Genomic DNA, 24,996 nt, shown 5'->3' with positions numbered 1-24,996 from the left:
ATACTTTGGCACACTTTGTGCTAATTATAAATTAGCTTACAAAGCTTATAAATAAATTAACAAAACATTTGTGGAGAATGTTATGAACGCTCAAAAAGGCTTTACGCTGATCGAGTTGATGATCGTTGTCGCTATTATCGGTATTTTGGCGGCAATTGCGATTCCTGCTTATCAAGATTATACAGTACGAGCTAAAGTTACAGAAGGCTTAAGTTTAGCAAGTCCTGCAAAAGCAATTGTTGCGGAAAATGCTTCTAATGGCCAACCTTTAGAACTTGGTTATGATGGTGCTTCAACTGAAAATGTGAGTGGTGTTGTAATCACTCCAGCGACAGGAGTGATTACAGTTACGTTTACAGCAAAAGCTGGTGGTGCAGCTAGTGCAAATACTCTTATTCTAACACCAACTTATAAAGCTAATGCTACTGGTACTGAGACTCCACTAGCTGCAGCTACTGTTCCAACAGGTGCAATTGAATGGGCATGTACAGGTACAATGCCTAATAAATATTTACCAGCTAACTGCCGTACTGCAACACCTTCAACAAGTGGTGGTTAATTAGTATTATTTAAAAATAAGCTACCTTTAGGTAGCTTATTTTTTTGAGACTCTAATGTTAAAAGTTAGCTTTAGCATAATAATTAGTATTTTTATTTGCCTCATATTAAATAAGGCCCAACTTTTAGCATCCAATAACTCGATAACTATTAAATTTACAATTTTTTCTTCATTATTAATTGGTCTATTAATTACCTATCATTTAAATAAGTCTAATCTGAATTTTTATCGAAATAAAAAAAACAAATTAAGATTAAAAGTAAAATTATTAACATTTATACTAGTCTGGATATTCAGCATAGTCTTTTCCTACCTTATATACTATCTGTTCCAACAACCTTTATATGCAGACTATATGTTTGACAGCATTACATTTTCTCCTATCATCTTAATTTTATTTTATGGTTGGATTAAATTTTGGGATAAAAGGCAAGAAAATCCTAACGATGATTATATAATGTGGTGGAATAATTTCCAAATATCCAAAAAATATTTTAAGAAATATAAAACATTCTTTTTAGGAAATTTAGTAAAAATATTCTTTATTCCATACATCTATGGCGCTGTAAATTTAGCAATTACTCAAATGCTTTCTATAGAAAGTATTTTACAAAACCCATGGAGTTTAATTCAGTTTTTATTTTTCTTTGGATTATGTTGTGATGTAATGATTGCACTAGGTGGTTATATATTTTCAAGTAAATTTCTAGGTACAGAAAGCATCAGTGTAGATGAGACTTGGCAAGGCTGGTTAGTATGTTTAATTTGCTACCCACCACTCTTAATTTTGTATAAATTTATTAGTCAACAAGCAGATCATTATATTTGGACAGATTGGCTACAACCCGATAGTTTTTTATACTGGATTTGGGCATTTTTAATTTGTTTTACTTGGTGTATCTATTGGTTAGCAACTGCGAGCTTTGGATTTAAATTTTCAAATTTATCTTGGAGAGGTTTAGTTAATACTGGATTATATAAATATATGCGTCATCCTGCTTATTTTTCAAAAAATGTTTATTGGTGGCTACACACTGTTCCATTTTTTGGTGTAATTGGGTTAGATATGCTCAGAAATTTTTTGGCACTTAGTTTTGTGAGTTTAATTTACTATTTACGTGCTAAAACAGAAGAAAAACACTTATTAAAGTTTAAAGAGTATCAAGAGTACTATACTTGGATTGAAAAAAATGGGTTGTGGGCAAAAATAAAGAAAAAATTTAAAAAATCATGAATGTAAAAATTTTGTTATTAATCACTCTATCTACTTTATGCATAGTGGTCTTCTTTAAAGACTATAATAATATTGACTCTTATATTGGAAAAACAATGCAAGAATCTGAAGCAAAATTATCAATCAAAACAATTAAATGCTCAGATAATTCGCCAAAATGGATGAAAAACAGCTTAGAATTCATCATAAACGATCAGAAAATACTTACAAATCAAATTGCATATATTGATAGTAATCAAAATTTACATACTTGCTTAAGTGGCTGGAAAAACGGTTTTATTTTCAGAGAAGGTCTATCTAATGACACTCGATTCCGATATGCAAGCTTAACCAAAGTAGTTACACATCATGCCATTTTAAAACTAATAGAAGCAGGTCAAATAAATAAAGATGAATTTCTTGTAAAATACTTCAAAGAGCTAAATAATGAAAATTTTCTTGATAAACGTGTCGCCACTATAACAATAGAAAATTTATTAGAACATAGATCTGGTTTTGATCATACGAAAAGCATAGATCCAATAGTAAAGTTTAATCATCGCTCTTGGTGTCCATACAAGATTAAAGAATTGACGAACATTCCTTTAGACTTTGATCCCAACCAATATTACCGTTATGACAATAGGAATACATGTTTACTTTCATTAGTGCTAGAAAGAGTAACTGGCGAATCCTTTCAGGAATATATAAGAAAAAACTACTCTTTAAGTGCAAAGAATATCAAATTCATATCAGGATCATTTGAAAATGATGAAGTAAGTTATGATTATAGAAACAATGCCGCATGGTCAAATACATACTACAAAAATCTTGATTTTAACACTCTTGCTGCTGTTGGAGGCTTATCAGGTAATGCTTCTCAGTTTGCCGCCTTGATTCAGGAGCTTATTAATAGCAAGACTCATGATTTTTTCAATAGTTCACATAATGCTCAAAGAAGTTGTGAATTTAATAGTTTTAAAACGTGTAATGGGTATCTGTTTAGATCATATCAAAGAAATAACTTATCACCCAAAATGTATTATAGAAATGGAAGCCTTGCCGCAGCGACTTCTTTGTTGGCAGTAACAGAGAATAACCAAATAGTAGTATGGTTAGGTAATGCTTCAATACCACAACCTGAAGCAGATAAGAACAGTTTAGACTTATTTTTATATCAAGCATTAATACCGATAACTAAAGATTAAAAAATATCTAAGTTTTTCTTTAATTACGATTAGATTATTTTTTGGCAGCTCATCCATCCATATTACGGATAATATAAATTTTTATTGATATAGATTTTTTCTTTATTCTTCTGACAGGGTCAATATAGTTTGCGTAGCTACTAAATTCAAAATTTAGTAGCTATCTCCATTATAAAATTCAAGTATCTTGCCTTAGCTCAAAATTTTCCAACAACAGAGAATTGCACTTTTCCAGCAGTTTTTCATAATCTTCTTTCAGCTGCTCATAATCACTTTTCACCGCTTTGGTCTTACTTTTCGCTTGCTCAATTTGCTGGGCAGGCGAAAGAACATTTTGCCCTGCTGCCTGTGCAGCTTGCTCAATTGCCTCAATTAATGCAGCATGACGGCTCTTTTTAATCGAGCCTCGTTTACGTCCAGCTTCCATTGCAACCGTATCGTTATTAATCGCAGAACCTTTCGGTAGAACAATCGGTTTGTTGGCTTTTAATCGCTCTAAAGCAGCGTAATAATCATTAAGTGCACTCATATTTTACACCTCAATATTAATCGTTTTAATTTTTTGAATCATTTTGTTTAAAGCCAAAATCTCACTGTCCATTTGCCCGTATAGCAGACTGTTCTGTACTTGCATATCTCGCTGCCGTTGTAGTCGCTGAACCGCTTTTTGCATTTTTTCAGCACTCTCAGCATCAAACACAGCATGGGCACAACTCAAACAACTGGTAATCGCAGTAAATGAAATTTTTTCGCAAGAATCAGGGTTGGTACATGCGCCAAACAAGCTAGGCTTATAGGCAATTTCACCCTTTTTCATACGCTTAATGGTTTCATCACGGTTTGGAAATACTGTGAGTAATTGCTCGCGGTCTTTTTGTAGCTGCAAATAGGTTCCTGCCCCACCAAGTAAACGGCCAGCACTATTAATTACACCCTCTTCAAATTGCGCATAAGAATGTACCAAGCGCTGATATTCCAGTTCTTGAATAAACTCTTTTTGACTGTCACTCACTAAAATATTTGGTGCAAATACCGCATTATTACGGTAATACAACGTCATAGACTCTGTTAGATGCTTAAATTGGACTGACAAAGCGCCAAGTCCGATCATGCCTGAACGAGCGCCATAAACTGCAAGCGAACGTCTAAATTGATGGGTACAGATATTCCAGTACTCACCAACTTGGCAGTCTTTTTCTTCTCGCCAATTGCGAAAACCATCAAAAGCTTCAAGCTCGGCGATATCACTTTCTGTGATTTTCACCCCCTCTCCAAGCAAGACAGAAATACGGCTTAAATACTGATTAAAATTAGACTGTGTTCGAGTCGGGGCACCTGAAAAATTGGAAATAAAATCCTTTTTATTTTGCTTATTCCGATTTTGCAAATAACGCGTTGGAAATAATGGGTATTCAGCAGGATTAGACATATCATAATGTGAGTTGAGCAGAGCGTAGATTTCACCAATGCTTTGTGCTGCATGTACGCCTACTTGAATATCTTCAAACGTAATCCAATACGTAGACTTGTTGCCACCCCCGTGTAATTTTGATGTATAGCCCATAATGACATGCACAAGATGCTCATTACTTTGAATAGTTTGATAGCAATCAGAAGACAGCTGATTCACTTCATTATCACGCATCCCTGTAAACAGATGAATCCACAACTTGCCCATACCTTGAATCAGCGTCATATAACGGGTGAGGTTGGCATGTTTTTGAATCTGGTTATTTTCAAACAGTGCCGTTAAACCGAGCAAATCTCGAGCATCAGCAAAACTTACCGCATTTTTTTTACGCTTAAATTCTGTCGGCATCAAAGCAAAATTTGCATCCTGCTGCTTGCGCTGAAACCATTTCAGAAGTGCTGATGCATTTTGATTAAATTCATTCAATTTATCTGCTAAAGCATTAATTAAGGCTATATAAAGCCGTGAAGGAACAACTTTGGTTTGTGGGCCTACTTTGCCTGACTGCAACCTGAGTTGAGCAGCCAACTTTGCTAAATGCTCTATTGGCTTATATGTACTAAACGCAGGAATGAGCAATGGGTATTGCTGTTGTAAGGCAAAACAATCCGTTAAAAATGCTTTAATGTGAATGGCTTTTTGATAGCTCACACCAACATAAGCATCATTTACTTTTGACATATAAGCAACATCGCTAAATAACTGCTGCAATGTACAGCCATTCTTATATGCAATTGCTGCAAACTGGCGTAAAACCGTATGCCGCTGTTCGATACTTTTAATAATCGACTTACCAGATTTTATATAAAGCAAAGCAAAACTGATTTTTTTCATTTCTGCCCGAATTTGACAGTAAAGAAAGTCATTTTCTCGGGCATTATCAAGCCAACTATCAAAATTCAGGCGACAATCACACTTCGGTAAATATGGAGAAAGATCCCAGATATTGTCTGAATAAACTGACAATATCTCACCACTCTTCATTCGCGATAATACAAAAGTACCTGGAACAGTCAGTTGATTATTCTTTAAATTATATTCATCAGGTAAAAACTGCTCAGCAATACCCAATGAATATAGATATGAATTAAATGAACTCATGATATCCACCCCAAATCAATTAGCAATTCAAAATGATTGAGCCAATAGGCATCTAAATCACCACTTTCTACTTCTTCTTGAATTGAAAAAATACGATCACGTAAATTTTCATAAGTATCTGATAATTCGTTGAGTACTTCGTCAATGCGATGTAGCACAACCCCAAACTGCTGTTCCCACTTGATTAAGTCCGTGGCTTTTTGCTTAATGTAGCCGAGCAGGCTTTTCAGTGATAAAAGCTTACGTACATCTTCGTCATCAGCATGAACTGCATAGTGTTGGCAGAATAAGCAATACTCAAATTGCTGACAATTGGGTGTAGGGGCTCGTTCAGTAAACCCAATAGCTTTTTCAGGCTGTGGATGGATAGAGGCACATGCACCGACAGGTGAGGATTGAGCATCAATAGTTTCATCTAGCATTTGCACCGAAATTCGTTCAAGCGTTCGAGTTTTTGAGACGGCAACTTCTCGCAGCTCATTAAAAAACTGTGAAATTTGCTGGGCTGCATCTTTGAATGAAGTACGTGCATAATTATTTCTTGCCGTATCGAGAGAGTGACCCATGACTTCAGCTTCAAGCAGTAGATCACCAGCGCTTAGTTCGACATACTGACTACTGACGTGCTTACGCCACTGTTGTGGCGTAATCCAAACCATTTTCGGGAAAATCCGTTGTAAAAATTTTTTTATTAATTGTAATCTGCCGTTGCTTACAGGTCCCAATTGCTGAATTTCGTTGCGCAATGGAAAGACAAAATCACATGCTTCATCTTGTACATACCATTCTCGAAGTTCCAGAATCTTCCTAAAAACTGGCTCAAATTTTACTCCAAATTCTGGTCGTACTGTCTTGTTTCCTGCACGGCTTTTCGTTCCTGAAAAGCGTCGGCCTTGTGTTGATGGCAGGACTTCCATGCTGTCGAGTTGTAATTGTTGAGCAGTGTCTAGATTTGCTCCAGTTTGTGCAATAAATAACAGCATGCCAATGGCAAGACCGTAGGAGGCAAGTCTTTCACGCTCTAAATGTCGCTTGTCTTTATTACGTTCTTCAAGTTTACGAATCGCTTGATTGCGATTTTCACGTACACGTTTTCGATGCTCACTATCTTCTTCTAACTCAAAATCAGCCAACATTTTGGAAAGGGCTGGAATAATTGGATATTTGGCTAAATAATTCTGCATATCAAACTGGATATGCTGTTTTTCAGTTTGATGATGAAAGCCCGAGTAAAAATAAAAATCTTCCTGATCCACGGACTGAAAATGTGCTGGAAAATCTGCGCCTTGCATCACAATACGATAAATTTCAAGAAAGACATTCAACAAAGTTGCATACGTCTTCTGATGATCTTCTTTAGCGATTGGAAAAACAGGAACATCGTAACGCTGAGACTGTACTTGCATCGCTTGACTAACAATATCAATTTCATGACAGTCAAATACATATGCGATCAACTTCGCCGCATTACGCTGATATTGCTTTGCTGTATGTGCAGCTAGGTTTTCTTCATCAGTATCTGCAAGCAAAGTGCGATCAACTAAATATTTGCTGTAACGACGATACGCATCTATCACACTGTCTTGACTTGATAAATCAAAATTTTTCTTTTGGCTATCCACCCAATCTAAAAAAAGTTTACTGGTGTAATAAAATAGTCCTTTTGACAAATCTGATCCGCTCATTTGCAACAAATAGTCCGTTAAACACTGCAAAAAATAACGTCTTTTTTCATCAAATGATGCACATAACTGCTGTTCTGACAAAATCTCGCCAGATACTCTTTTACGGTAAAATAGAGTTCCAATGTCAAATGTCTTAAAAGCAAAAGAAGCGGTTTTATCCTTGCAAACGAGAATAAGTCGCTCATGTTCATTAATCTGTTTATTGATATCGGTGATATGGACGAACAATGGGGTACGTGTGAAGCTCATGATAAATCTCCTGCTAAATCCACAGAAGACATCACGTATTTCATTAAGCTTGATTCATACTCATGCTGAATTTTATTGCGCCACTGTAAACGAGATTTGTAATTCAAATATTGTAAAGTGGTGCTGATGTTGCGATGACCCATGCGAGCTTGCACATACTCAACAGCGGTCATAGCAGAATGCCCATCTGGCAAATGCTGTAACTGACTTTCAAGCAAATTCATACCAAAACTGGCACGTAAGTCGTGGAATTTGAAACTTTTAAATTGTGGATCAATCAAGAGAATTTCGGGTAATAGCACGACTTTTAAATAGCTGCGTACCGCTTCACCTTCATACAGTTTAAGTCTAGTCCCAAATGACTCAGAAGCTTTGATCTGCTCGGTCAATTCCTGTTGCTCAGCTTTGCTGGTGTAGAAAGGTGTACCAAACTTAGTGAGAAATACATAATTTTCATCCGAGTCGCCATAGTTTGACTTCTGTCTACGCTGAAGCGCTTGCTCACTATTGATATAAACTTTCAGGTCTTGTGCTAACCAATTCGGGATTAGCAGCGTCATTGGTTTTTGAAATTTGGTATCAATGCCTGTACCCGCCCCAACTGGCAGGCGGATAAAACCCTGGCTATCAGGCTCACGACCAATTAATTTTTTGATTCGTAAAGTACAAATTGTTTGCAGGCGAGCACCAGTGAACAATGCAAGATAGAACATCAACTGATATTCACGTGATGATTTTTGCAGTGCTTTTAATATAACAGCCTGCTCTTCAACACTGAGTGGGCTTAATTCACCATTATCCTTAATCACTTCAGAATTTGGGGCTTTAGCAGGAACATGAATTGCAAGGTCATGCGACTTAATTGCCATTTTTCGACGTGCGCCAAATTCATTATCCACGGCAATATATTTATAGACATCTTGAAATGGAAGTCCATAACGTTGATGATCAACTAAGTCTTCCGTTACAAGAAATCGATAAAAGTTCACCACTGCATTAATTCGACCACGTGCAGAACTGGCGGAAATGAGACCTGCATTTGCCTGCTCAATAAGACGAGTACGATATTTAAAAATTGCATTCAGCTGTTTTAATTTATGAAATTTCAAACAGTCCAACTGCTCATCTTCTAAAAATCGCTGAAAATCAAGTAATTGGTTAGCAATTGAAGAAAATGTTTTAAAATCATACTGTATTGTTTGTTGTAATTTTTTTAGCAAGTACAGATTAAAAATTTCAGATGGCTGCCCATCTCCCTGAATAATCATGGGGAATTCGAGGTAAGCATCACCATATTTTTCAAATTCTGCATCATTTAAACAACGGGTTGCCTTAACCAACGTCAATAACTGAAATTTTTTAATGGTCACAACTTTAGCTTTAGACTGGTAGCGTGACTGACCATTTTTAAGTTTAGTGCTCATGTGAGCCTCCTGTTTATTAAAAAACAGGCAAAAAGCGACCTTGAGATAGGATTGACAAAAATGCCCCTATTCATCAAAATGGGATTGTCTGGACACCAATCAAGACAATTTATAAGAGCTCATGCGACCAACATGGGCTTTTATACTTTTTGCCGAATGAAAATCATTGCTCTACGGAATAAGTAGTGAAATTATTTGGTTAAGCATTTAGCTGCTGCTTGAATAATTTCAGATAGAAGCTCTTTCTTAGGTCCAGATGGATCACCAATGATTCCTGCAATATTTTCGCTATCCAGTATCCAAGAATTTTTTGAAATAAATGATACTTGTGGTTTTCCAAGACGGCTATTAAATGTAAGTGACATATTGTAGGTATGGTGATTTCCACCATACCTTGTGCAAAACACTGTTTTAGTTTGACGAATTGCCTTTTCCAATCCAAGCCCATACCTTCAACAATAGTTTGTATGAGGGTGTAGGGTTGCCCTTTATGCTCAACAACATATAATTCAGCATTATGGAAAGGTACTGCGATTTGGGTTAGACTTCTCATGGTTTCGATTCCTTTGGTTAGGGTTGAACGTGGGCAGATTGGTTACTTTGGCGAGTGCAATCTGCTTTTTTGTTGTCTGGATTTTCTAAAAGACCTTCATGCTGAAGGATCAATTTTAAATAGTGGTTGAATTGACCGCGATATGTGCGGTTTTCGCGTTTTGCAGCAGCCTTGACAATATCTGCTAATTCGTCATCATAAGAACATGTGTACATGATAACTCCTTTCATAACCTCAAGATAGCAATTGATAATTTATGATAGGTTTTGATAACTGTCAAGGATTTTTTATGGTTGCTGATTTCTCTGAGCGTTTAAGGTTTTTTCGATCACAGCGAGGGCTATCTCAACAAGAATTGGCTAATGCAGTTGGTATTTCAAGAAAACAAATTTCTGATTATGAAGTTGGTACCGCAAAACCACGTCAAGCTACATATATGAAAATCTTAAAAGCGCTTGATATAAGTGATCAGATTTTCAGTAAAAGTGATCTTTGTTCTCTTGATATAAATGATTTAGATGGCGATCAGGTTATATCTTTTAGCAATAGTGATGGAGATAAAATTATGCTCTCTAAATCATTTTGCACTAAAAATCATTTAAATGAAGTAGATATACTAAGCGTTTTTAAGATTAAGGGGGATGCAATGCAGGAAACCCTTTTTAATGATGATTTAGTTTTAGTTGATACGTCAGATAAATACTTTATATCGGGATTAATTTATTTAATATATTTCTATGGTGAAAGAATGGTTGTTCGTTTACACCGTAGCGCTAATGGGTTGATTGAAATAACTAAAGACAATTCAGCTTATCCTGACAACACAGTGAACGAGTCAGAAATAATAGTTTTAGGTAAAGTAGTATACAGGCAAGGGTTGATCTAAATAATAGTTATCAAGTATGAGGGCAAGAGTATTGCGTGATTTCAAAGAAAAAGAATACATTCAGACAATTTGGAATGATCCTGAATTGTATTTAAAGCATCCTATTGAGCTTTAAAAAAAGGGATGACATTTTACTAAGTGTCATCTCTTTCCTCATACTCATCGGTATATTCAAATAAATCCTGCATATTACAATTAAAATATTTACATAAGGTATCAGCAACTGAAAGTTCAATTCGTATTGCACGATCATAGTAAAGGCTTGTTAGTGTATTGCGATTAATACTGGTCGCCTGAGCTACCTCACTTAACTTTAAAATTTTTCGCTCACCCATCAAATTTGACAACCTACATCTAATCATAGCAACCTTTAAATTAAAAAATTAACCTACAGCAGGTTAATTTAACTTGATAAACAACTTTCACCATGATAATTTAACCTACAGCAGGTTATATTGTTCTATTAAAAACAAATTAGCCGTTCTAAATATCATTATATAATTTCTATGCGAGTTCAGCTATGAATAACTATTTTTCTCCAAAATTCTCTATTTCAGAAGAGGTCCGCTCAACTGCTGTTGCTCTAATCAAAGAGTTTAATATTGACCGTACATTTGATTTAGCTTTATTCCTGAATGTTAATCCTAACTTAAATGACCAAGATGCAACTTTAGCCTGGGTTAATTATTTTGAAAAAAATCAACATGATCTTAGTGACTTCAATCATGTTAGACGGCACTTTATGAAAAATTTTCCTAAAATTATGTTTGCAAACTTCAGTGAATAAAATAATCAAAGGGAGATATCAAATATCTCCCTTAATTTTTTATAATAATGCTCTTATGGTAATCTCAACAAGAAGTAAAAATTAATTTAATTGGTTATAAAAATATGAAATTATCAACAAAAGCAGGTCATATTGAGCCATTAGTCATTGCTTTTGACGTATTTGGTACACTTGTAAAAATAGGGGACAGACGTTCCCCATATAGACAATTAATGAAATGGCTTAAGGAAAATGGGCGACAACCAAAGCCTGATGATGCCAAATTTATTATGTCCCACAATTTAAATTTGGCAGAGCTTGCAAAGCGATTAGCAGTAAATATTCCAGACCAATTTCTGCAAGAACTTGAGCATGATTTAGATGAAGAGTTACGCTCTATTAGACTGTATGAAGATACCTTATCAACTTTGGAAGAATTAAAGAAATTGGGAATTAAATTGGCATTATGCTCAAATTTAGCTATGCCATATGGAAAAATTGTTTCTTCATTATTACCGCCCCTTGATGCTTATGCTTGGAGTTATGAAGTTGCTGCAATTAAACCTGAGTCGAAAATCTATCAGTCACTCATTAACCAACTAGGTTGCCAAGCTTCAGAAGTCCTATTTATTGGGGATACAGCACTTGCAGATTTTACAGGGCCGACAGCATTTGGTATGTCTGCTAGATTGATCAATCGTCAAAATGGTCAAACATTGGCAGAAGTTTTAAACGACATCCTTTAACAACTCGTGGATGTCCCCCTAATAGTGAATACTTACAGCTCCTCATCTTTCCATTTTTTAAATTCTGCAATTTGTTCATCAAGCTCCAGAACCCATGCTGGTTTTATATGTGGCACATCTGGACGCTCAACACCTTGATGGTCAAAAAACTTATACACCATTGCCGCCAACTTGATAAATGCCTGTTCAAACGTATCTGCCCAAACATCTAAACGATAATCATGATAATGCTCTTGGTATAATTTACCACCATCTTCTACTTTATTGAGATGTGAGCCAGTCTCTAAATAAATCACTAGTTTCCCATCATCTTCATCATTATATGCACCGTGATAAATATTTTGGCAATGCCCCCATGTATTCCAGTGCCATGATGGTACATCGCCAGTAACCGTCCAAAAAGCTGGGTGTGTATCAATAAAATGATAGGCAGTTAAAAAGTCCGTTGGATTTGCGAGATATGCTTGCTCATTTTCAAAGGCAGTCCGTAAAGCAGATTGTAAATGCTCAAATTTATTTTGATCGGTACAGGAAAACAAACTACTAGAAAAATGCTCAGAGGTTTTAAAAAATAGGCAACCATTTTCTTTATCCTCACCAAAATATTGATAAACCTCTGGTAGGATCTGTAAATCTGTCGGTTTGACATGATGGATCTGGTGTTGTACGTCTTTTAAGCTTTCGTGAATTGCTTCCATACGATCGGGGTAAGTGACGACAAGTTTCGTATCTCGCAGTGATAAAATTGCTGGTTCAGTCATTTGGGGTAACTGTTTTAATAACCAGTCTGGTAATTGTTTTAATTCAGTTTGTTGCATTTTTAATTATCCTATTTTTTAACAATTTCAACTTGTTACATACGTTAAACAACATAATTTGTGCAAGTTGAGTGTAAGTTAGTCCATAGGAGTATATTGTCACACAATGGCTTCGACAAGCGTCCGACTAAGTTCACGCCTAAGTCTCAGCCAACAGTTTCCTGAGCTTATTGAAGGAAAAATATTCCCCATCTATTTTATACGACTCACTTACCTTTCCATTGAGCCATTATAGATTTTTCATCTTGGTTTAGATGTTCAAAAAGCTTGAGTTTCCTTTCTTTAGTTTTTCTATATAAGCCTCACATTGAGCAGCTAAACCAAGATGATATTTTAAAGCGCTTTCCACTCTTGCTGTCACATACTTAATACTTTGAATTTCACGCTGCTGAGCAAAGACTTGAATCGCAGGATGTAACTGTTCTGAGCAACTTGCATCATTGCTAAAATATTTTAAGGTCTTGGTTTTGGCAAAATATATTGCAGCAAACAATCGCCCATCTTTAAACACAATCGCTGATGAAGCATCTAAACTAGTTCCAGATCGACCTTCATAATACAGAGCCTCATCTGTTTTTAGTAAATAGGGCGCTGAGTAATTATCGAAATTAGATTGAAATTTTAGATAATCATGCTTTAACAATGTTTGAAGTTCTGTTTGGATTTTTGGATTCAAAGCAATTTGAGGAATTGATGAAATATCTGAATATTGAATTAAATCTAGTTTTTGAGCATGAGTAAAAACAGAGAGTGAAAAAAGTAGAAAAAGATAATATTGATGCTTCATATCAAATTTATTATTTTTATGTCCATATTGACTTACTTATGGATTGTTTATTTTATATGGACACTTATGGAGTATCAATTAATGTAAAACCTTTTTGAGCGTTCATAATATTCTCCAAAAAAATATCTGTTTATTTATATATGTAACTATAAGCAAAGTGTGTGCCAAAGTTAAATACTAATTTCCTATTTATATTAAGACACTGATTTATAAAAATATTTATGAAAAAATCAAAAATCAACTAAAATGTGATTTGTATACTTATGTATTTTTTATGTAAACAACTGACATTTTTTGTCAGTTGTTTACTTATTTTTTAACCAAGCATAATTGGCGCATTACCTAATTCGTCACTTTGATCGGGTATGTTTTGATCATAAAACTGATTTAACACCTGACCAATCGCTAAAACAGCTTCAATAACCGCTTGTCGGTACTCTTGCTGCTGCATGCTTACAATCAGTTGCTGACAAATACTGTCCCAAGTGGCTTGTTGGGTGGCAGATTTCAGGCCACGATCAATCACAATTTCAACGCTGCGTTCACATAAATTGATATACAGCAATATACCGCTATTAAGTTCGGTGTCCCAAATGCCAAGTTCGGCAAACAATTCGCGGGCGCGCATTTTAATATCTTGATGATAGGCTTGTGAACACGGAATATGCCCTTCTATCACCACTTGAATTTCACCGACATGACCTTGCTCAGCTTGCTGCACAGCCACACTAATGGCATGTTGATCTTGTTGATTAAAATAGCGTTTAGTCGCAGGCATAAAGAAAAAATGCTTTAACCAACGCTTTAGACTGGGCTGAGCCACATGTTCAATTTTAGGCTGTGTGACAATGTGGGTTGTTTCTGTTGTTGTTACCATGATCCTGAAGCTCCTCCGCCACCAAAGCCGCCACCACCACCGCGGTAACCACCACCACCTAAACCACCGCCGCCACCACGCCCTGCGCCTGATAAGAACATTTGTAAAATCAGTTGTGCAACCGAGCTAATCAGCAGTACAAAAATACCACCTGCCAACAATACACTGGTGATTAAACCTGCGCCATTGACCAAACCTGCCACCAAACCTGCCACGGCTGCGGTTGAAGCACTTAAACGCCGTCCTACTATATAAGAAGCAAATACGCCTGCAATTAAAATAAACAATGCTGTAGAGAGGGTTTTTTCACGCGCTTGTTGTTCTTGCAAGGCTTGTTGTTGGCGTTGTTGTAACTCTTGCGCCGCTTGTGCTGCAATTTCAGGGTCTTGATTTAAAATTGTTTGAATTTGCCCAAGGCCTGAGGCAATCCCTTCGGCATAACGCCCTTGGGCAAAATAAGGCGTGATGTGCTGATGAATAATGCGACTGGTGATAATGTCAGGCATCACACCTTCTAAACCATAACCGGTTAAAATCTGAATACGTCGATCATTGACGGCAATCGCCATGAGTAAACCATTGTCACGTTGGGCACTCCCCAATTGCCATTGTTCGGCTACACGCATCGCGAAGCTAAAAATATCTTCTTGACCTGTCGTGGGCACAATCACTACCCCAATTTGTGCTTTGCCTTGTTGGTGCAATTGCAAAATCGTTTGGCTAATTTGCTGCTTTTGGGCAGGGTTCAGTAAATTGGCTTGATCAACAATCGGTTCATTTAAACTGGGTAAAGTACGTATTTCGCCTTCATTAAGATCATTAGCCACAGCCTCTTGGCTAGCGGTAGGTGTAGGTGCTGTGGCACGAGTGGCATTATTGCCTTGCGGCTGAATGATTTGACCCATCACCACGGCTTGTTGTGTATCTGTTGCCGTGGCTTCATTACTATAGACCGTGCTGCTGCCAAACATAAGCAACAGCAATGTCATCCCGAGCAACCGTGTGATGAGCATAGGTCTCTCCTACGGATTAAGCTGTTTTAGTCGAAAGAAACCTGAGGTGCATTTTGAGCATTGGCATCGGCACTGAAGTTTTCTTTGGTTTTCATACCAATCACTTTAGCAGTCATGACTTGCGGGAATTGACGTGAGTAACTATTAAAATCTTGCACGCTGCTGATATAACGGTTACGTGCCACTGCAATTCGGTTTTCGGTGCCTTCTAGTTGTACTTGCAAGTCACGGAATTGTTCATTGGCTTTTAAATCAGGATAGTTTTCGGTGACTGCCAATAAGCGTGATAAAGCACTGCTCATCTGTGCTTGGGCTTGTTGGTATTTTTCAAATAATGCAGGATCTTCTAAAACTTCTTTATCGACTTTTAACCCTGCAACATTGGCACGTGCTTGGGTCACTTGGGTCAAGACTTGTTCTTCATGTTTGGCATAACCTTTCACCACATTAACTAAATTAGGCACCAAGTCGGCACGGCGTTGATATTGGTTTTGTACTTCTGCCCAAGACGCCACCACGGCTTCATCTTTGACTTGTAAGGTGTTATAGCCACAGCCTGAGAAAACTAAAGTGCTGGCAAGGGTTATCGCAAGTGCTGATTTTTTCATAAAGTTCATAGACGTATGTCCTCTGCTTTTGTTGTATTTATTTAAATTATAAGCATTGTAATCATAAAGGCTTTTGTGAATTGTTGTTTTTATTTAAGCAAGCATAAAAAAACCCGCACTGAGCGGGTTTAGATTTATATAGGATTAAACATTTAGATAATCTAAGATGCCTTCAGCCGCTTGACGACCTTCCCAAATAGCAGTCACCACTAAATCTGAGCCACGTACCATATCGCCACCGGCAAAGATTTTTGGATGAGAAGTTTGGAATTTGTATTGCTGCTGTTCTGCGGCAACTACACGACCTGAACCATCTAATTCAATGCTTACATCTTTAAACCAATCGGCAGGTGAGGTACGAAAACCAAAGGCAAGTAACACCGCATCTGCTGGTAAAATTTCCTCAGACCCCGGAATAGGCTCAGGGCTACGACGACCACGGCTGTCGGGTTCGCCCAATTGTGTCGTCACGACTTTAACGCCTGTGACTTTGCCATTTTGACCCACAATTTCAATCGGTTGACGGTTAAAGGCAAACTGTACACCCTCTTCACGGGCATTTTTTACTTCACGGTGTGAACCGGGCATATTGGCTTCATCACGACGATAGGCACAAGTCACTGACTCAGCACCTTGACGGATTGAAGTACGGTTACAATCCATCGCAGTGTCGCCACCACCTAAAACCACGACTTTTTTACCTTGTACCGAAATATAGTCTGCTGGGTCTTTTTCCCAACCTTGGGTACGATTCACATTGGCAATTAAGAAATCAAGAGCATCATGTACACCGTCTAAATCTTCACCGGCAAAACCGCCTTTCATATAGGTATACGTACCCATACCCATAAACACAGCATCATAATCTGCAAGTAATTGTTCGATGGTGATATCTGTCCCAATTTCGGTATTTAAGCGAAATTCAACGCCCATACCTGTGAAAATTTCACGGCGGCGCTTCATCACATCTTTTTCCATTTTAAATTCTGGAATACCAAAAGTGAGTAAGCCACCAATTTCAGGGCGTTTATCAAATACCACAGGACGAACACCGGCACGCACTAAAATATCGGCACAGCCAAGACCTGCTGGACCTGCACCAATAATGGCAACTTTTTTATCCGTCCATGTCACATGTGACATATCAGGGCGCCAACCTAAAGCAAACGCGGTATCGTTGATATATTTTTCTGCATTACCAATCGTAACAGCACCAAAGCCATCATTTAAGGTACATGCGCCTTCACATAAACGGTCTTGTGGGCATACCCGACCACAGACTTCAGGTAAGGTGTTGGTTTGATGACACAATTCTGCTGCTTGGAAAATGCGACCTTCGGCAATCAGCTTTAACCAATTTGGAATGTAGTTATGTACTGGACATTTCCATTCGCAATATGGGTTACCACAGCCTAAACAGCGATGGGTTTGGTTTTTTGCCACTTCTGCTGTAAAGGGTTTATAAATTTCCACAAACTCAGCTTTGCGGACATCGATATCTTTTTTTTCAGGGTCTTGGCGTGCTACATCCAAAAACTGAAAGTCATTACTTAGGCGCTCTGCCATATCTGTCTCCGTCGGTGGGTGTCAGTGTGGTTTTAGTCACTGACACCTGCCCTTATCTTGCTTGTAGAATTATTGTGGATCTGCTTGTGTCTTTTTGAGTAAGGTCAATAAGTTAGCTGCTTTAGGTTTGACTAACCAGAATTTACGGCTATAAAAATCAAACTCATGACGGATTTTATATGCCCAAGCACTGCCGGTTTCTTGGATGTGTTCATCTAAGATGGTGAGTAAATAGGCTTTATGCTCTTCCATCGCTTCGGTAGAAATACGATTAAGTTCAATCAATTCATGGTTATAGTGATCAACAAAGTCGTTATCTAGATCAAGGACATAAGCAAAACCACCAGTCATACCTGCACCAAAGTTATGCCCCACTTTACCCAATACAGTCACAATTCCGCCGGTCATATATTCACAGCAATGGTCGCCTGCACCTTCAATCACTGCAAATGCACCTGAGTTACGCACCGCAAAGCGTTCACCTGCGGTACCTGCGGCAAATAATTTACCGCCTGTTGCACCATATAAACAGGTGTTGCCAATAATGGCAGTTTCTTGACTTTGGAACGGTGAACCTTTTGGTGGGAAGATTGAGATACAACCACCGGCCATGCCTTTACCGACATAATCGTTAGCATCGCCTTCTAATTTAATCTGTAGACCACCGGCATTCCAGACCCCTAAGGATTGACCTGCCGTACCGGTTAAATGCACTTTAACAGGTTGATCTTCCATGCCTAAGTTGCCATAACGACGGGCAATTTCACCTGAAATACGTGCCCCAATCGAGCGGTCACAGTTGCCAATTCTAAAGTGATATTCGCCCCCTGTTCCGGCTTCAATTGCAGGCAGCATATCCGTCACCATACGCTCAGCCAACACGCCTTGATCAAACGGTGCATTGCCTTCTACTTGGCAATACTGCGCTTTACCTTCAGCCGATGGATGTGACTCAAGTAAAGCGCTTAAATCAAGATGCGCGTGTTTGTCGGTTTCGCCCGGTAAAATTTCCAGTAAATCGGTACGTCCAATCAAATCTTTTAAGCTTGCTACACCAAGGGCTGCCAACCATTCACGCGTTTCTTCAGCAATAAAAGTGAAGAAGTTGATCAGCATTTCTGGCTCACCAATATAATGCTGCTCACGTAAATGATCTTGTTGCGTTGCTACACCAGTTGCACAGTTGTTTAAATGGCAAATACGCAGGTATTTACAACCTAAAGCAATCATTGGGGTAGAACCAAAGCCAAAGCTTTCTGCACCTAAAATGGCGGCTTTGACCACATCTAAACCTGTTTTTAAACCACCATCGGTTTGTACGCGCACTTTACCGCGTAGGTCATTCACGCGCAGTGCTTGATGCGCCTCACTTAAACCTAATTCCCACGGCGAACCCGCATGATGAATTGAAGACAGTGGCGACGCTGCTGTACCACCGTCATAACCTGAAATGGTAATGAAATCGGCATAGGCTTTAGCAACACCTGCTGCAATAGTGCCTACACCCGGTTCAGATACGAGTTTGACCGACACCATCGCCTGTGGATTGACTTGTTTTAAGTCAAAGATCAACTGTGATAAATCTTCAATCGAGTAAATGTCATGATGCGGCGGTGGTGAAATTAAGGTTACACCCGGTACCGAGTAACGTAAACGTGCAATCAAACCGTTGACTTTACCCCCCGGTAATTGACCACCTTCACCCGGTTTTGCACCTTGTGCCACTTTAATTTGCAGCACTTCTGCTGAAGTTAAATATGCCGGGGTCACACCAAAGCGACCTGATGCAATTTGTTTGATTTTTGAGTTACGAATGGTGCCATAACGTGCAGGATCTTCACCGCCTTCACCGGAATTTGAACGCCCACCAATCGTGTTCATGGCAATTGCAATTGCTTCATGTGCTTCTGGTGATAATGCACCCAAGGACATCCCTGCTGAATCAAAGCGTGGTAAAATTTGTTCAACTGATTCAACCTGTTCTAGGGCAATTGAATGGTCAGTTTTAAGTTTAAATAAATCACGAATGGTGGCAATTGGACGGGTATTGACCAACTGTGCATATTCTTTAAAATCGGCGTAATCACCTGAACGAACCGCTTTATGCAGTGCATTAATCACATCTGGGTTAAAGGCGTGATATTCCTTATCAAATACAAATTTGAGTAAGCCACCTTGTTCAATCGGCTTACGGTTTTTCCATGCTAAATCGGCTAATTTTTTCTGATCGTTTTCTAAGTCTACAAAGGTTGCTCCTTGAATACGGCTTGGCACACCAATAAAACAGGTGTTAACCACTTCATTCGCTAAACCAACCGCTTCAAATAACTGACCACCACGGTAAGAAGCAACCGTTGAAATCCCCATTTTAGATAAAACTTTGAGTAAGCCTTTTTCAATACCTTTACGGAAATTATTTTGCGCATACACAGGGTCGCCCAATAACTCGCCTTTGGCAATCAGATCATTGATCACGTCATACGCTAAGTATGGATAAATGGCAGTAGCACCAAAGCCTAGCAATACAGCAAACTGATGCGGATCACGGGCAAAACCTGTTTCAATAATTAAATTGGCGTCGGTACGTAAACCCACTTGAATTAAATGATGATGTACTGCACCGGTGACCATCATGGCATTGGCAGGTAAATGTCCTTCACGGATTTTTTTGTCTGAGAGCACCAATAATGTTTTACCATCACGAATGGCTTGTGCTGCTTGCTGACAAATACGTGTAATTGCAGCCTGTAAGCCTTCGTCTTGGGCATAGTTCAAATCAATATCGGCAATCTCATAGCCTTTACGACCTAGCGTGCGAATCTGATGCATTTTTGAGTTGGACAGCACTGGGCTTGAAACAATCAAACGATCAGCATGTTCAGGGCTTTGCTCAAACACGTTTTGCTCACGACCAAAACAAGTTTCAAGCGACATCACAATCGATTCACGTAATGGATCAATCGGCGGATTGGTCACTTGTGCAAACTGTTGGCGGAAATAATCCGACACATGACGCACTTGACGTGACAGAACTGCCATTGGCGTGTCATCGCCCATAGAGCCCACCGCTTCTTGACCACTTTCTGCAATTGGACGCAGCAATTGATCACGTTCTTCAAAAGTCACCATAAACATTTTTTGTGAGGCTTTAAGCTGTTCGCCTTTTAAGCCTTGATCACATAAATGTTCTTCAAGTTCGGTGCTGCCTTGTAAACGTACTGAATGATCACGTAACCATTCACGATATGGACGCATGTTTTTAAGATGATTGTTGACATCTTGAGTATCCAGCATTTTGCCGGTTAAGGTATCAATCACTAAGATTTGACCCGGACCCACACGACCTTTAGAAATCACATCTTCAGGTTCATAACCCCATACGCCAATTTCTGAAGCCAGCGTGATGTAACCATTTTTGGTAATCACCCAACGTGCCGGACGTAAACCATTACGATCTAGCATACAAATGGCATGACGCCCATCTTGAATCACAAGCCCTGCTGGACCATCCCATGCTTCCATGTGTTTTGAGTTAAATTCATAAAAAGCACGTAAATCAACGTCTAAAGTTTCTACGTTTTGCCATGCAGGTGGTACGAGCATACGTAGTGCACGGAATAAATCCATACCACCACCGACCAATAATTCAAGCATATTGTCTAAGCTTGAAGAATCCGAACCAGTACGGTTTACAATTGGATCAAGTTCTGTAATACCCGGTAAAAATGGCGTTGCAAATTTAGGAGTACGTGCCACAGCCCAGTTACGGTTAGCAGTAATGGTATTGATTTCACCATTATGCGCTAAATAACGAAATGGCTGTGCCAATGGCCAACGTGGCAAGGTATTGGTCGAGAAACGTTGGTGGAACACCACAATATGTGAGGCTAAACGCGGATCGGCTAAATCTAAGTAGAAGTCGGCAATATACACCGGCATCATCAAACCTTTATAGCTAATCACTGTTGAGCATAAGGTTGTTACATAGAAATATGGGTCATTGATTTGTTGTTCAGCACGACGACGTGCCATCACCAATTTACGGTTAAACTCAACCTCAGTCACACCCATTGGGCAATTGACAAAGATTTGTTCAAACGCTGGCAAAGACTGCATCGCAATTGAACCTAAAGCATCGGTGTTGGTTGGCACAACACGCCAACCCAATACGCGACAGCCTTCTGCTTCAATTTCTTTGGTTAAAATTTGTTTAGCATTTAAAGCCAAAGCTGGGTCTAGGTTTAAAAATACCGTACCCACAGCAAAGACTTCGCTTAAAGTAATATCACTAATTTTTTTTGCTTCTTCACGGAAGAACGCTTTTGGCATTGCCAATAATAAGCCACAACCATCACCTGTTTTGCCATCTGCGGCAATACCACCACGGTGGGTCATACAACTTAAACTGTGCATGGCGGTCTTGACTAAGTCATGGCTTGCATCACCTTGCATGTGAGCAATTAAGCCGAAACCACAGTTATCTTTAAACTCATCGGGTTGATACAAACCTTGAGTGGGAGCTACATTGTGAGGCGATGGCATGTGCATAGCGTACCCTTCTTACAGAGCCCATCAATGGGCAATTAACAGTTCATTTTTTGTTGGGTGTGTTCCTAAGTTTGAGTTAGCAAAGCCGCCAATCACTTTAAGCACTCTTTTAACGCAAGATTGTGCACAGTTTTTGGAGTCTGCCGCGCCAAAACAGGACATTGACTCAATTCATGCAGCAATAAAGCAAGAACGATGCCAAGTTTTTTATTTAGGTGTTGTAGCTTTTATATTGACGACTTTAACAGACTCAAATCGATTTTAAATCATGTATTTTGATTATTTTTGCACCGAAAATGGGCAAAAATGAGCATGTAATAAGCAAGATGCGCTATTTTAGGACAAAATTAGAGGATTTTTTTGCACTTTATTGTGCCCCGGTAAAGGACTATTCGCCGTTGCTTTGGCTCTGGGTTTTCTCAACATCCACCACAGTACCTTGTTGATCACGACGTACAATTGTAGTTGATGTGGTGGCTTTTTCAGGATGAATAGTAGGTGCAGTTTGATTTTGTGACTGAGGAGACACAGCCGTTTGACGTGGTGTAGTACGAGTCAGCGCTTGCTGACGGGCTAAGTTACGTTTGGCTTCAGCCAATACGCTTTCATCTACACGCGGTAAGGCCACAGGGCGTAGTTTTACTTCATATAACTTTTTATTTAAACCGAGTTCATCCGAACCCATATCATTGACGAATTCTTGATAGTCGCTCAGCGCCGTTACATGAGCTTGCGCTGATTTTGGTAAACCAAAATTGGTGGCAGCAAGGGCTGCCTTCGCTTGGTCTTGATTGCCATATAAGCCATACAGCATCACATATTGCTCAGCTTGATTTTCGCCGCTTAAACGTAAATAACGATAGTCTTTACGCTGTGTTTGTTTCTTTAAAAACGTATTAATAATTTGTTCTTCAGAAACACGAAACAACTCAATCACATATTTGTTTTTATTGTCTTCAATAAATTTATTGCCACGAAATTCAGCTTCATGTTGACCTGTTGCCACCACACGTGTGGTCATATCTAAAGGCCGCACTTGCTCTAACAAACCACCCAAATGCGTGGTTGCAGCGACTTTTTCAGGTTGAATTTGTACAGGGATTTGCGCTTCTTTGGCCACTTCTACCACTTCAAGTTGATCTTGATCGGTGATGGCCCATGCAATGAGTGCGCCAGATAAACACAGCAGTCCGCAACCCAACCAAAAGGTGTGCTGTAATTTTTGCTTTGAGGTGCGGATAGCTGCCATAGTAAACCTTATTCTTGGTGGGCTAAAATTGCCTGCTGCATCAATTCTACATCAAATGCTTTGGTAATCACCGCTTTGCCTAAGTTTTCAAGCAAGACCAAGCGCAATTGTCCGTTTAAAACTTTTTTGTCATGCGCCATAAAAGCTAAGAATTCATCGAGTGGAATTTTAGGACAAACGATCGGTAAGTTGGCACGAGAAATGATTTTTTTTGTACGCTCTAAATCCTCGGCTGAAATCCAGCCCATGCGCATCGATAAATCGGCCGCCATCACCATACCAGTCGCCACAGCTTCACCATGCAGCCACTCGCCATACCCTAAATATGATTCAATGGCATGACCAAAGGTATGACCTAAATTGAGTAAAGCACGCTCGCCTTGTTCTTTTTCGTCATTGGCCACAATACGTGCTTTATGGGCACATGAACGATACACCGCTTGAGCCAAAAGCTCAGCATCGCCTGCAACCAATTGTTCCATGTGGGTTTCAAGCCATGCCAAAAACTCAACATCACCTAACAATGCATATTTAATCACTTCGGCAAGACCAGCCGAGAGTTCACGCGGGGGGAGTGTTTTTAACTGTGACATATCAGCGAGTACCACTTGTGGCTGCTGAAATGCACCAATCATGTTTTTACCTAAAGGATGATTAATCCCTGTTTTACCACCCACACTGGAATCTACTTGTGATAATAGCGTGGTTGGCACTTGTACAAAATACACGCCACGTTGGAAGGCTGCTGAGGCAAAGCCTGCCATATCGCCAATTACACCACCGCCTAAAGCAAGCACCGTGCAGTCACGGTTAAAACCCGCTTCAAGTAAGGCGTCAAAAATTAAATTTAAATGCTCAATGTTTTTGTACTGCTCACCATCAGGCAAAATACACGTCGCAACCGTCTTGTCTAAGGCTTTAAGGGCGGTGACATAATGCTGTAAATACAGCGGTGCAACCGTTGTATTACTGACAATCATCACCTGACGACCTTTAATATACGGTTCAAGTAATGCTTGAGGATTTAAGTCACTACCAATAAAGATCGGATAACGACGATCACCGAGTTCAACGTGTAAAGTTTGCATGATGTTAAGATCGCTTATTCAACTGATACTTGAGAGTTATTTGAAATCAAATTCAAGATTTTTTGCGCTAAATCACGCGCAGCGCCTTGGTTGGTTTCAATAATATAATGAGCCACTTCACGATATAAAGGATCACGAATTTCAAGCAGCTCTTGTAGCTTTTGCTCAGGATTTTCAACTTGTAATAAGGGACGATTTTTATCGCGATAGGTACGCTGTAATTGAATTTCAACCGGCGTATACAGATAAACAACGATGCCACGTTGTTTTAAGAATTGACGATTTGGGGCTTGGGTCACTGCACCACCACCTGTAGCCAGCACCAAAGCTGAACGTTCAGTTAGCTCATCAATGACCGCAGTTTCACGTTCACGAAAACCAACTTCGCCTTCTTTGTCAAAGATCCATGGGATGGAGGCCCCAGTTTTACGTTCAATTTCGTGATCACTGTCTAAAAACTCACGTCCTAACAGCTCTGCCAAATGACGACCAACTGTGGTTTTACCTGCCCCCATGGGCCCTACCAAATAGATATTTGGTAGGGTATCAAACTCTTTGCTTGGCAAGGAGTCACCTATTAA

Annotated in this window: 22 protein-coding genes and 1 pseudogene; 6 read left to right on the top strand and 17 right to left on the bottom strand. The window is 39.0% G+C overall.

Annotated features, from left to right (window positions below; all coding sequences use genetic code 11):
- Nucleotides 1-82 precede the first annotated feature (82 nt).
- The 3 genes from Q0Z55_RS01900 (at nt 83) to Q0Z55_RS01890 (ending at nt 2,980) form a co-directional block, all read left to right on the top strand.
- Nucleotides 83-559: a pilin gene (locus Q0Z55_RS01900; RefSeq protein WP_297423488.1), complete on the top strand. Its 477-nt coding sequence runs from the start codon at nt 83-85 to the stop codon at nt 557-559.
- Nucleotides 560-914: 355 nt separating this feature from the next.
- On the top strand, nt 915-1,793 hold the full coding sequence (locus Q0Z55_RS01895; protein WP_297423485.1) for an isoprenylcysteine carboxylmethyltransferase family protein: 879 nt from the start codon (nt 915-917) through the stop codon (nt 1,791-1,793).
- A gap of 95 nt (nt 1,794-1,888) precedes the next feature.
- Entirely contained in the window at nt 1,889-2,980 is a 1,092-nt protein-coding gene (locus tag Q0Z55_RS01890) for a serine hydrolase domain-containing protein (RefSeq protein WP_297423482.1), read from the top strand.
- Nucleotides 2,981-3,158: 178 nt separating this feature from the next.
- Here the strand turns inward: Q0Z55_RS01890 and Q0Z55_RS01885 are convergent, their stop codons facing one another.
- The 6 genes and pseudogenes from Q0Z55_RS01885 to Q0Z55_RS01860 form a co-directional block, all read right to left on the bottom strand.
- Complete coding sequence (locus Q0Z55_RS01885) at nt 3,159-3,509, bottom strand: hypothetical protein (RefSeq protein WP_297423479.1); 351 nt, start codon at nt 3,507-3,509, stop codon at nt 3,159-3,161.
- Nucleotides 3,510-3,512: 3 nt separating this feature from the next.
- Nucleotides 3,513-5,552 carry a hypothetical protein gene (locus Q0Z55_RS01880; RefSeq protein ID WP_297423476.1) on the bottom strand — a complete coding sequence of 680 codons (2,040 nt, stop codon included), beginning with the start codon at nt 5,550-5,552 and terminating at the stop codon, nt 3,513-3,515.
- Nucleotides 5,549-7,486, bottom strand: coding sequence for a hypothetical protein (locus tag Q0Z55_RS01875; protein WP_297423473.1), 1,938 nt, complete (start codon nt 7,484-7,486; stop codon nt 5,549-5,551). Before Q0Z55_RS01875 ends, Q0Z55_RS01880 begins: the two co-directional genes overlap by 4 nt.
- Complete coding sequence (locus Q0Z55_RS01870; protein WP_297423470.1) at nt 7,483-8,910, bottom strand: site-specific integrase; 1,428 nt, start codon at nt 8,908-8,910, stop codon at nt 7,483-7,485. Before Q0Z55_RS01870 ends, Q0Z55_RS01875 begins: the two co-directional genes overlap by 4 nt.
- Nucleotides 8,911-9,283: 373 nt before the next feature.
- Nucleotides 9,284-9,463, bottom strand: a pseudogene (locus Q0Z55_RS01865) (phage antirepressor N-terminal domain-containing protein); the annotation flags it as partial.
- Nucleotides 9,464-9,480: 17 nt separating this feature from the next.
- On the bottom strand, nt 9,481-9,678 hold the full coding sequence (locus Q0Z55_RS01860; RefSeq protein WP_104425630.1) for a hypothetical protein: 198 nt from the start codon (nt 9,676-9,678) through the stop codon (nt 9,481-9,483).
- A gap of 41 nt (nt 9,679-9,719) precedes the next feature.
- Here Q0Z55_RS01860 and Q0Z55_RS01855 point away from each other — a divergent pair, with 41 nt between their 5' ends.
- Nucleotides 9,720-10,349 (top strand): LexA family transcriptional regulator, encoded by a 630-nt coding sequence (locus tag Q0Z55_RS01855; RefSeq protein ID WP_111884150.1) that lies wholly within the window; start codon nt 9,720-9,722, stop codon nt 10,347-10,349.
- Nucleotides 10,350-10,483: 134 nt separating this feature from the next.
- Here the strand turns inward: Q0Z55_RS01855 and Q0Z55_RS01850 are convergent, their stop codons facing one another.
- The gene (locus tag Q0Z55_RS01850; protein ID WP_071851506.1) at nt 10,484-10,711 is read right to left on the bottom strand and encodes a helix-turn-helix transcriptional regulator; all 228 of its coding nucleotides are present in this window, start codon (nt 10,709-10,711) and stop codon (nt 10,484-10,486) included.
- Between the two features lie 158 nt (nt 10,712-10,869).
- Here Q0Z55_RS01850 and Q0Z55_RS01845 point away from each other — a divergent pair, with 158 nt between their 5' ends.
- Nucleotides 10,870-11,136 (top strand): hypothetical protein, encoded by a 267-nt coding sequence (locus tag Q0Z55_RS01845; protein WP_111884149.1) that lies wholly within the window; start codon nt 10,870-10,872, stop codon nt 11,134-11,136.
- Nucleotides 11,137-11,240: 104 nt separating this feature from the next.
- Nucleotides 11,241-11,861 (top strand): HAD family hydrolase, encoded by a 621-nt coding sequence (locus tag Q0Z55_RS01840; protein WP_111884148.1) that lies wholly within the window; start codon nt 11,241-11,243, stop codon nt 11,859-11,861.
- A 32-nt stretch (nt 11,862-11,893) separates the two neighbouring features.
- On the opposite strand, the gene Q0Z55_RS01835 is transcribed toward Q0Z55_RS01840, so the two are convergent.
- From Q0Z55_RS01835 to aroK, 10 genes are all read right to left on the bottom strand, one after another.
- Complete coding sequence (locus tag Q0Z55_RS01835; protein ID WP_111884147.1) at nt 11,894-12,679, bottom strand: hypothetical protein; 786 nt, start codon at nt 12,677-12,679, stop codon at nt 11,894-11,896.
- Nucleotides 12,680-12,929: 250 nt separating this feature from the next.
- Nucleotides 12,930-13,466 (bottom strand): hypothetical protein, encoded by a 537-nt coding sequence (locus Q0Z55_RS01830; RefSeq protein WP_297423451.1) that lies wholly within the window; start codon nt 13,464-13,466, stop codon nt 12,930-12,932.
- Nucleotides 13,467-13,782: 316 nt separating this feature from the next.
- On the bottom strand, nt 13,783-14,343 hold the full coding sequence (locus Q0Z55_RS01825) for a TPM domain-containing protein (protein ID WP_297423448.1): 561 nt from the start codon (nt 14,341-14,343) through the stop codon (nt 13,783-13,785).
- Entirely contained in the window at nt 14,337-15,332 is a 996-nt protein-coding gene (locus Q0Z55_RS01820; protein WP_297423789.1) for a YgcG family protein, read from the bottom strand. The genes Q0Z55_RS01825 and Q0Z55_RS01820 overlap by 7 nt, the downstream gene beginning before the upstream one ends.
- Nucleotides 15,333-15,382: 50 nt before the next feature.
- Complete coding sequence (locus Q0Z55_RS01815; protein ID WP_297423445.1) at nt 15,383-15,973, bottom strand: LemA family protein; 591 nt, start codon at nt 15,971-15,973, stop codon at nt 15,383-15,385.
- Nucleotides 15,974-16,108: 135 nt separating this feature from the next.
- Nucleotides 16,109-17,530: a glutamate synthase subunit beta gene (locus Q0Z55_RS01810; RefSeq protein WP_297423442.1), complete on the bottom strand. Its 1,422-nt coding sequence runs from the start codon at nt 17,528-17,530 to the stop codon at nt 16,109-16,111.
- A 69-nt stretch (nt 17,531-17,599) separates the two neighbouring features.
- Nucleotides 17,600-22,072: a glutamate synthase large subunit gene (gene gltB / locus Q0Z55_RS01805; protein WP_297423439.1), complete on the bottom strand. Its 4,473-nt coding sequence runs from the start codon at nt 22,070-22,072 to the stop codon at nt 17,600-17,602.
- Nucleotides 22,073-22,466: 394 nt separating this feature from the next.
- A complete protein-coding gene (locus Q0Z55_RS01800; protein ID WP_297423436.1) occupies nt 22,467-23,327 on the bottom strand; it encodes a hypothetical protein in 861 nt (286 codons plus the stop codon).
- A gap of 8 nt (nt 23,328-23,335) precedes the next feature.
- Entirely contained in the window at nt 23,336-24,415 is a 1,080-nt protein-coding gene (aroB, locus tag Q0Z55_RS01795; RefSeq protein WP_297423433.1) for a 3-dehydroquinate synthase, read from the bottom strand.
- Nucleotides 24,416-24,429: 14 nt separating this feature from the next.
- A complete protein-coding gene (aroK, locus tag Q0Z55_RS01790) occupies nt 24,430-24,981 on the bottom strand; it encodes a shikimate kinase AroK (protein ID WP_366806775.1) in 552 nt (183 codons plus the stop codon).
- Nucleotides 24,982-24,996 lie beyond the last annotated feature (15 nt).

This window comes from uncultured Acinetobacter sp., assembly GCF_947626835.1.
GTDB lineage: Bacteria > Pseudomonadota > Gammaproteobacteria > Pseudomonadales > Moraxellaceae > Acinetobacter.
The sequence above is the reverse complement of the archived record's forward strand: the minus strand, read 5'-3'. Positions and strand labels throughout refer to the sequence as shown.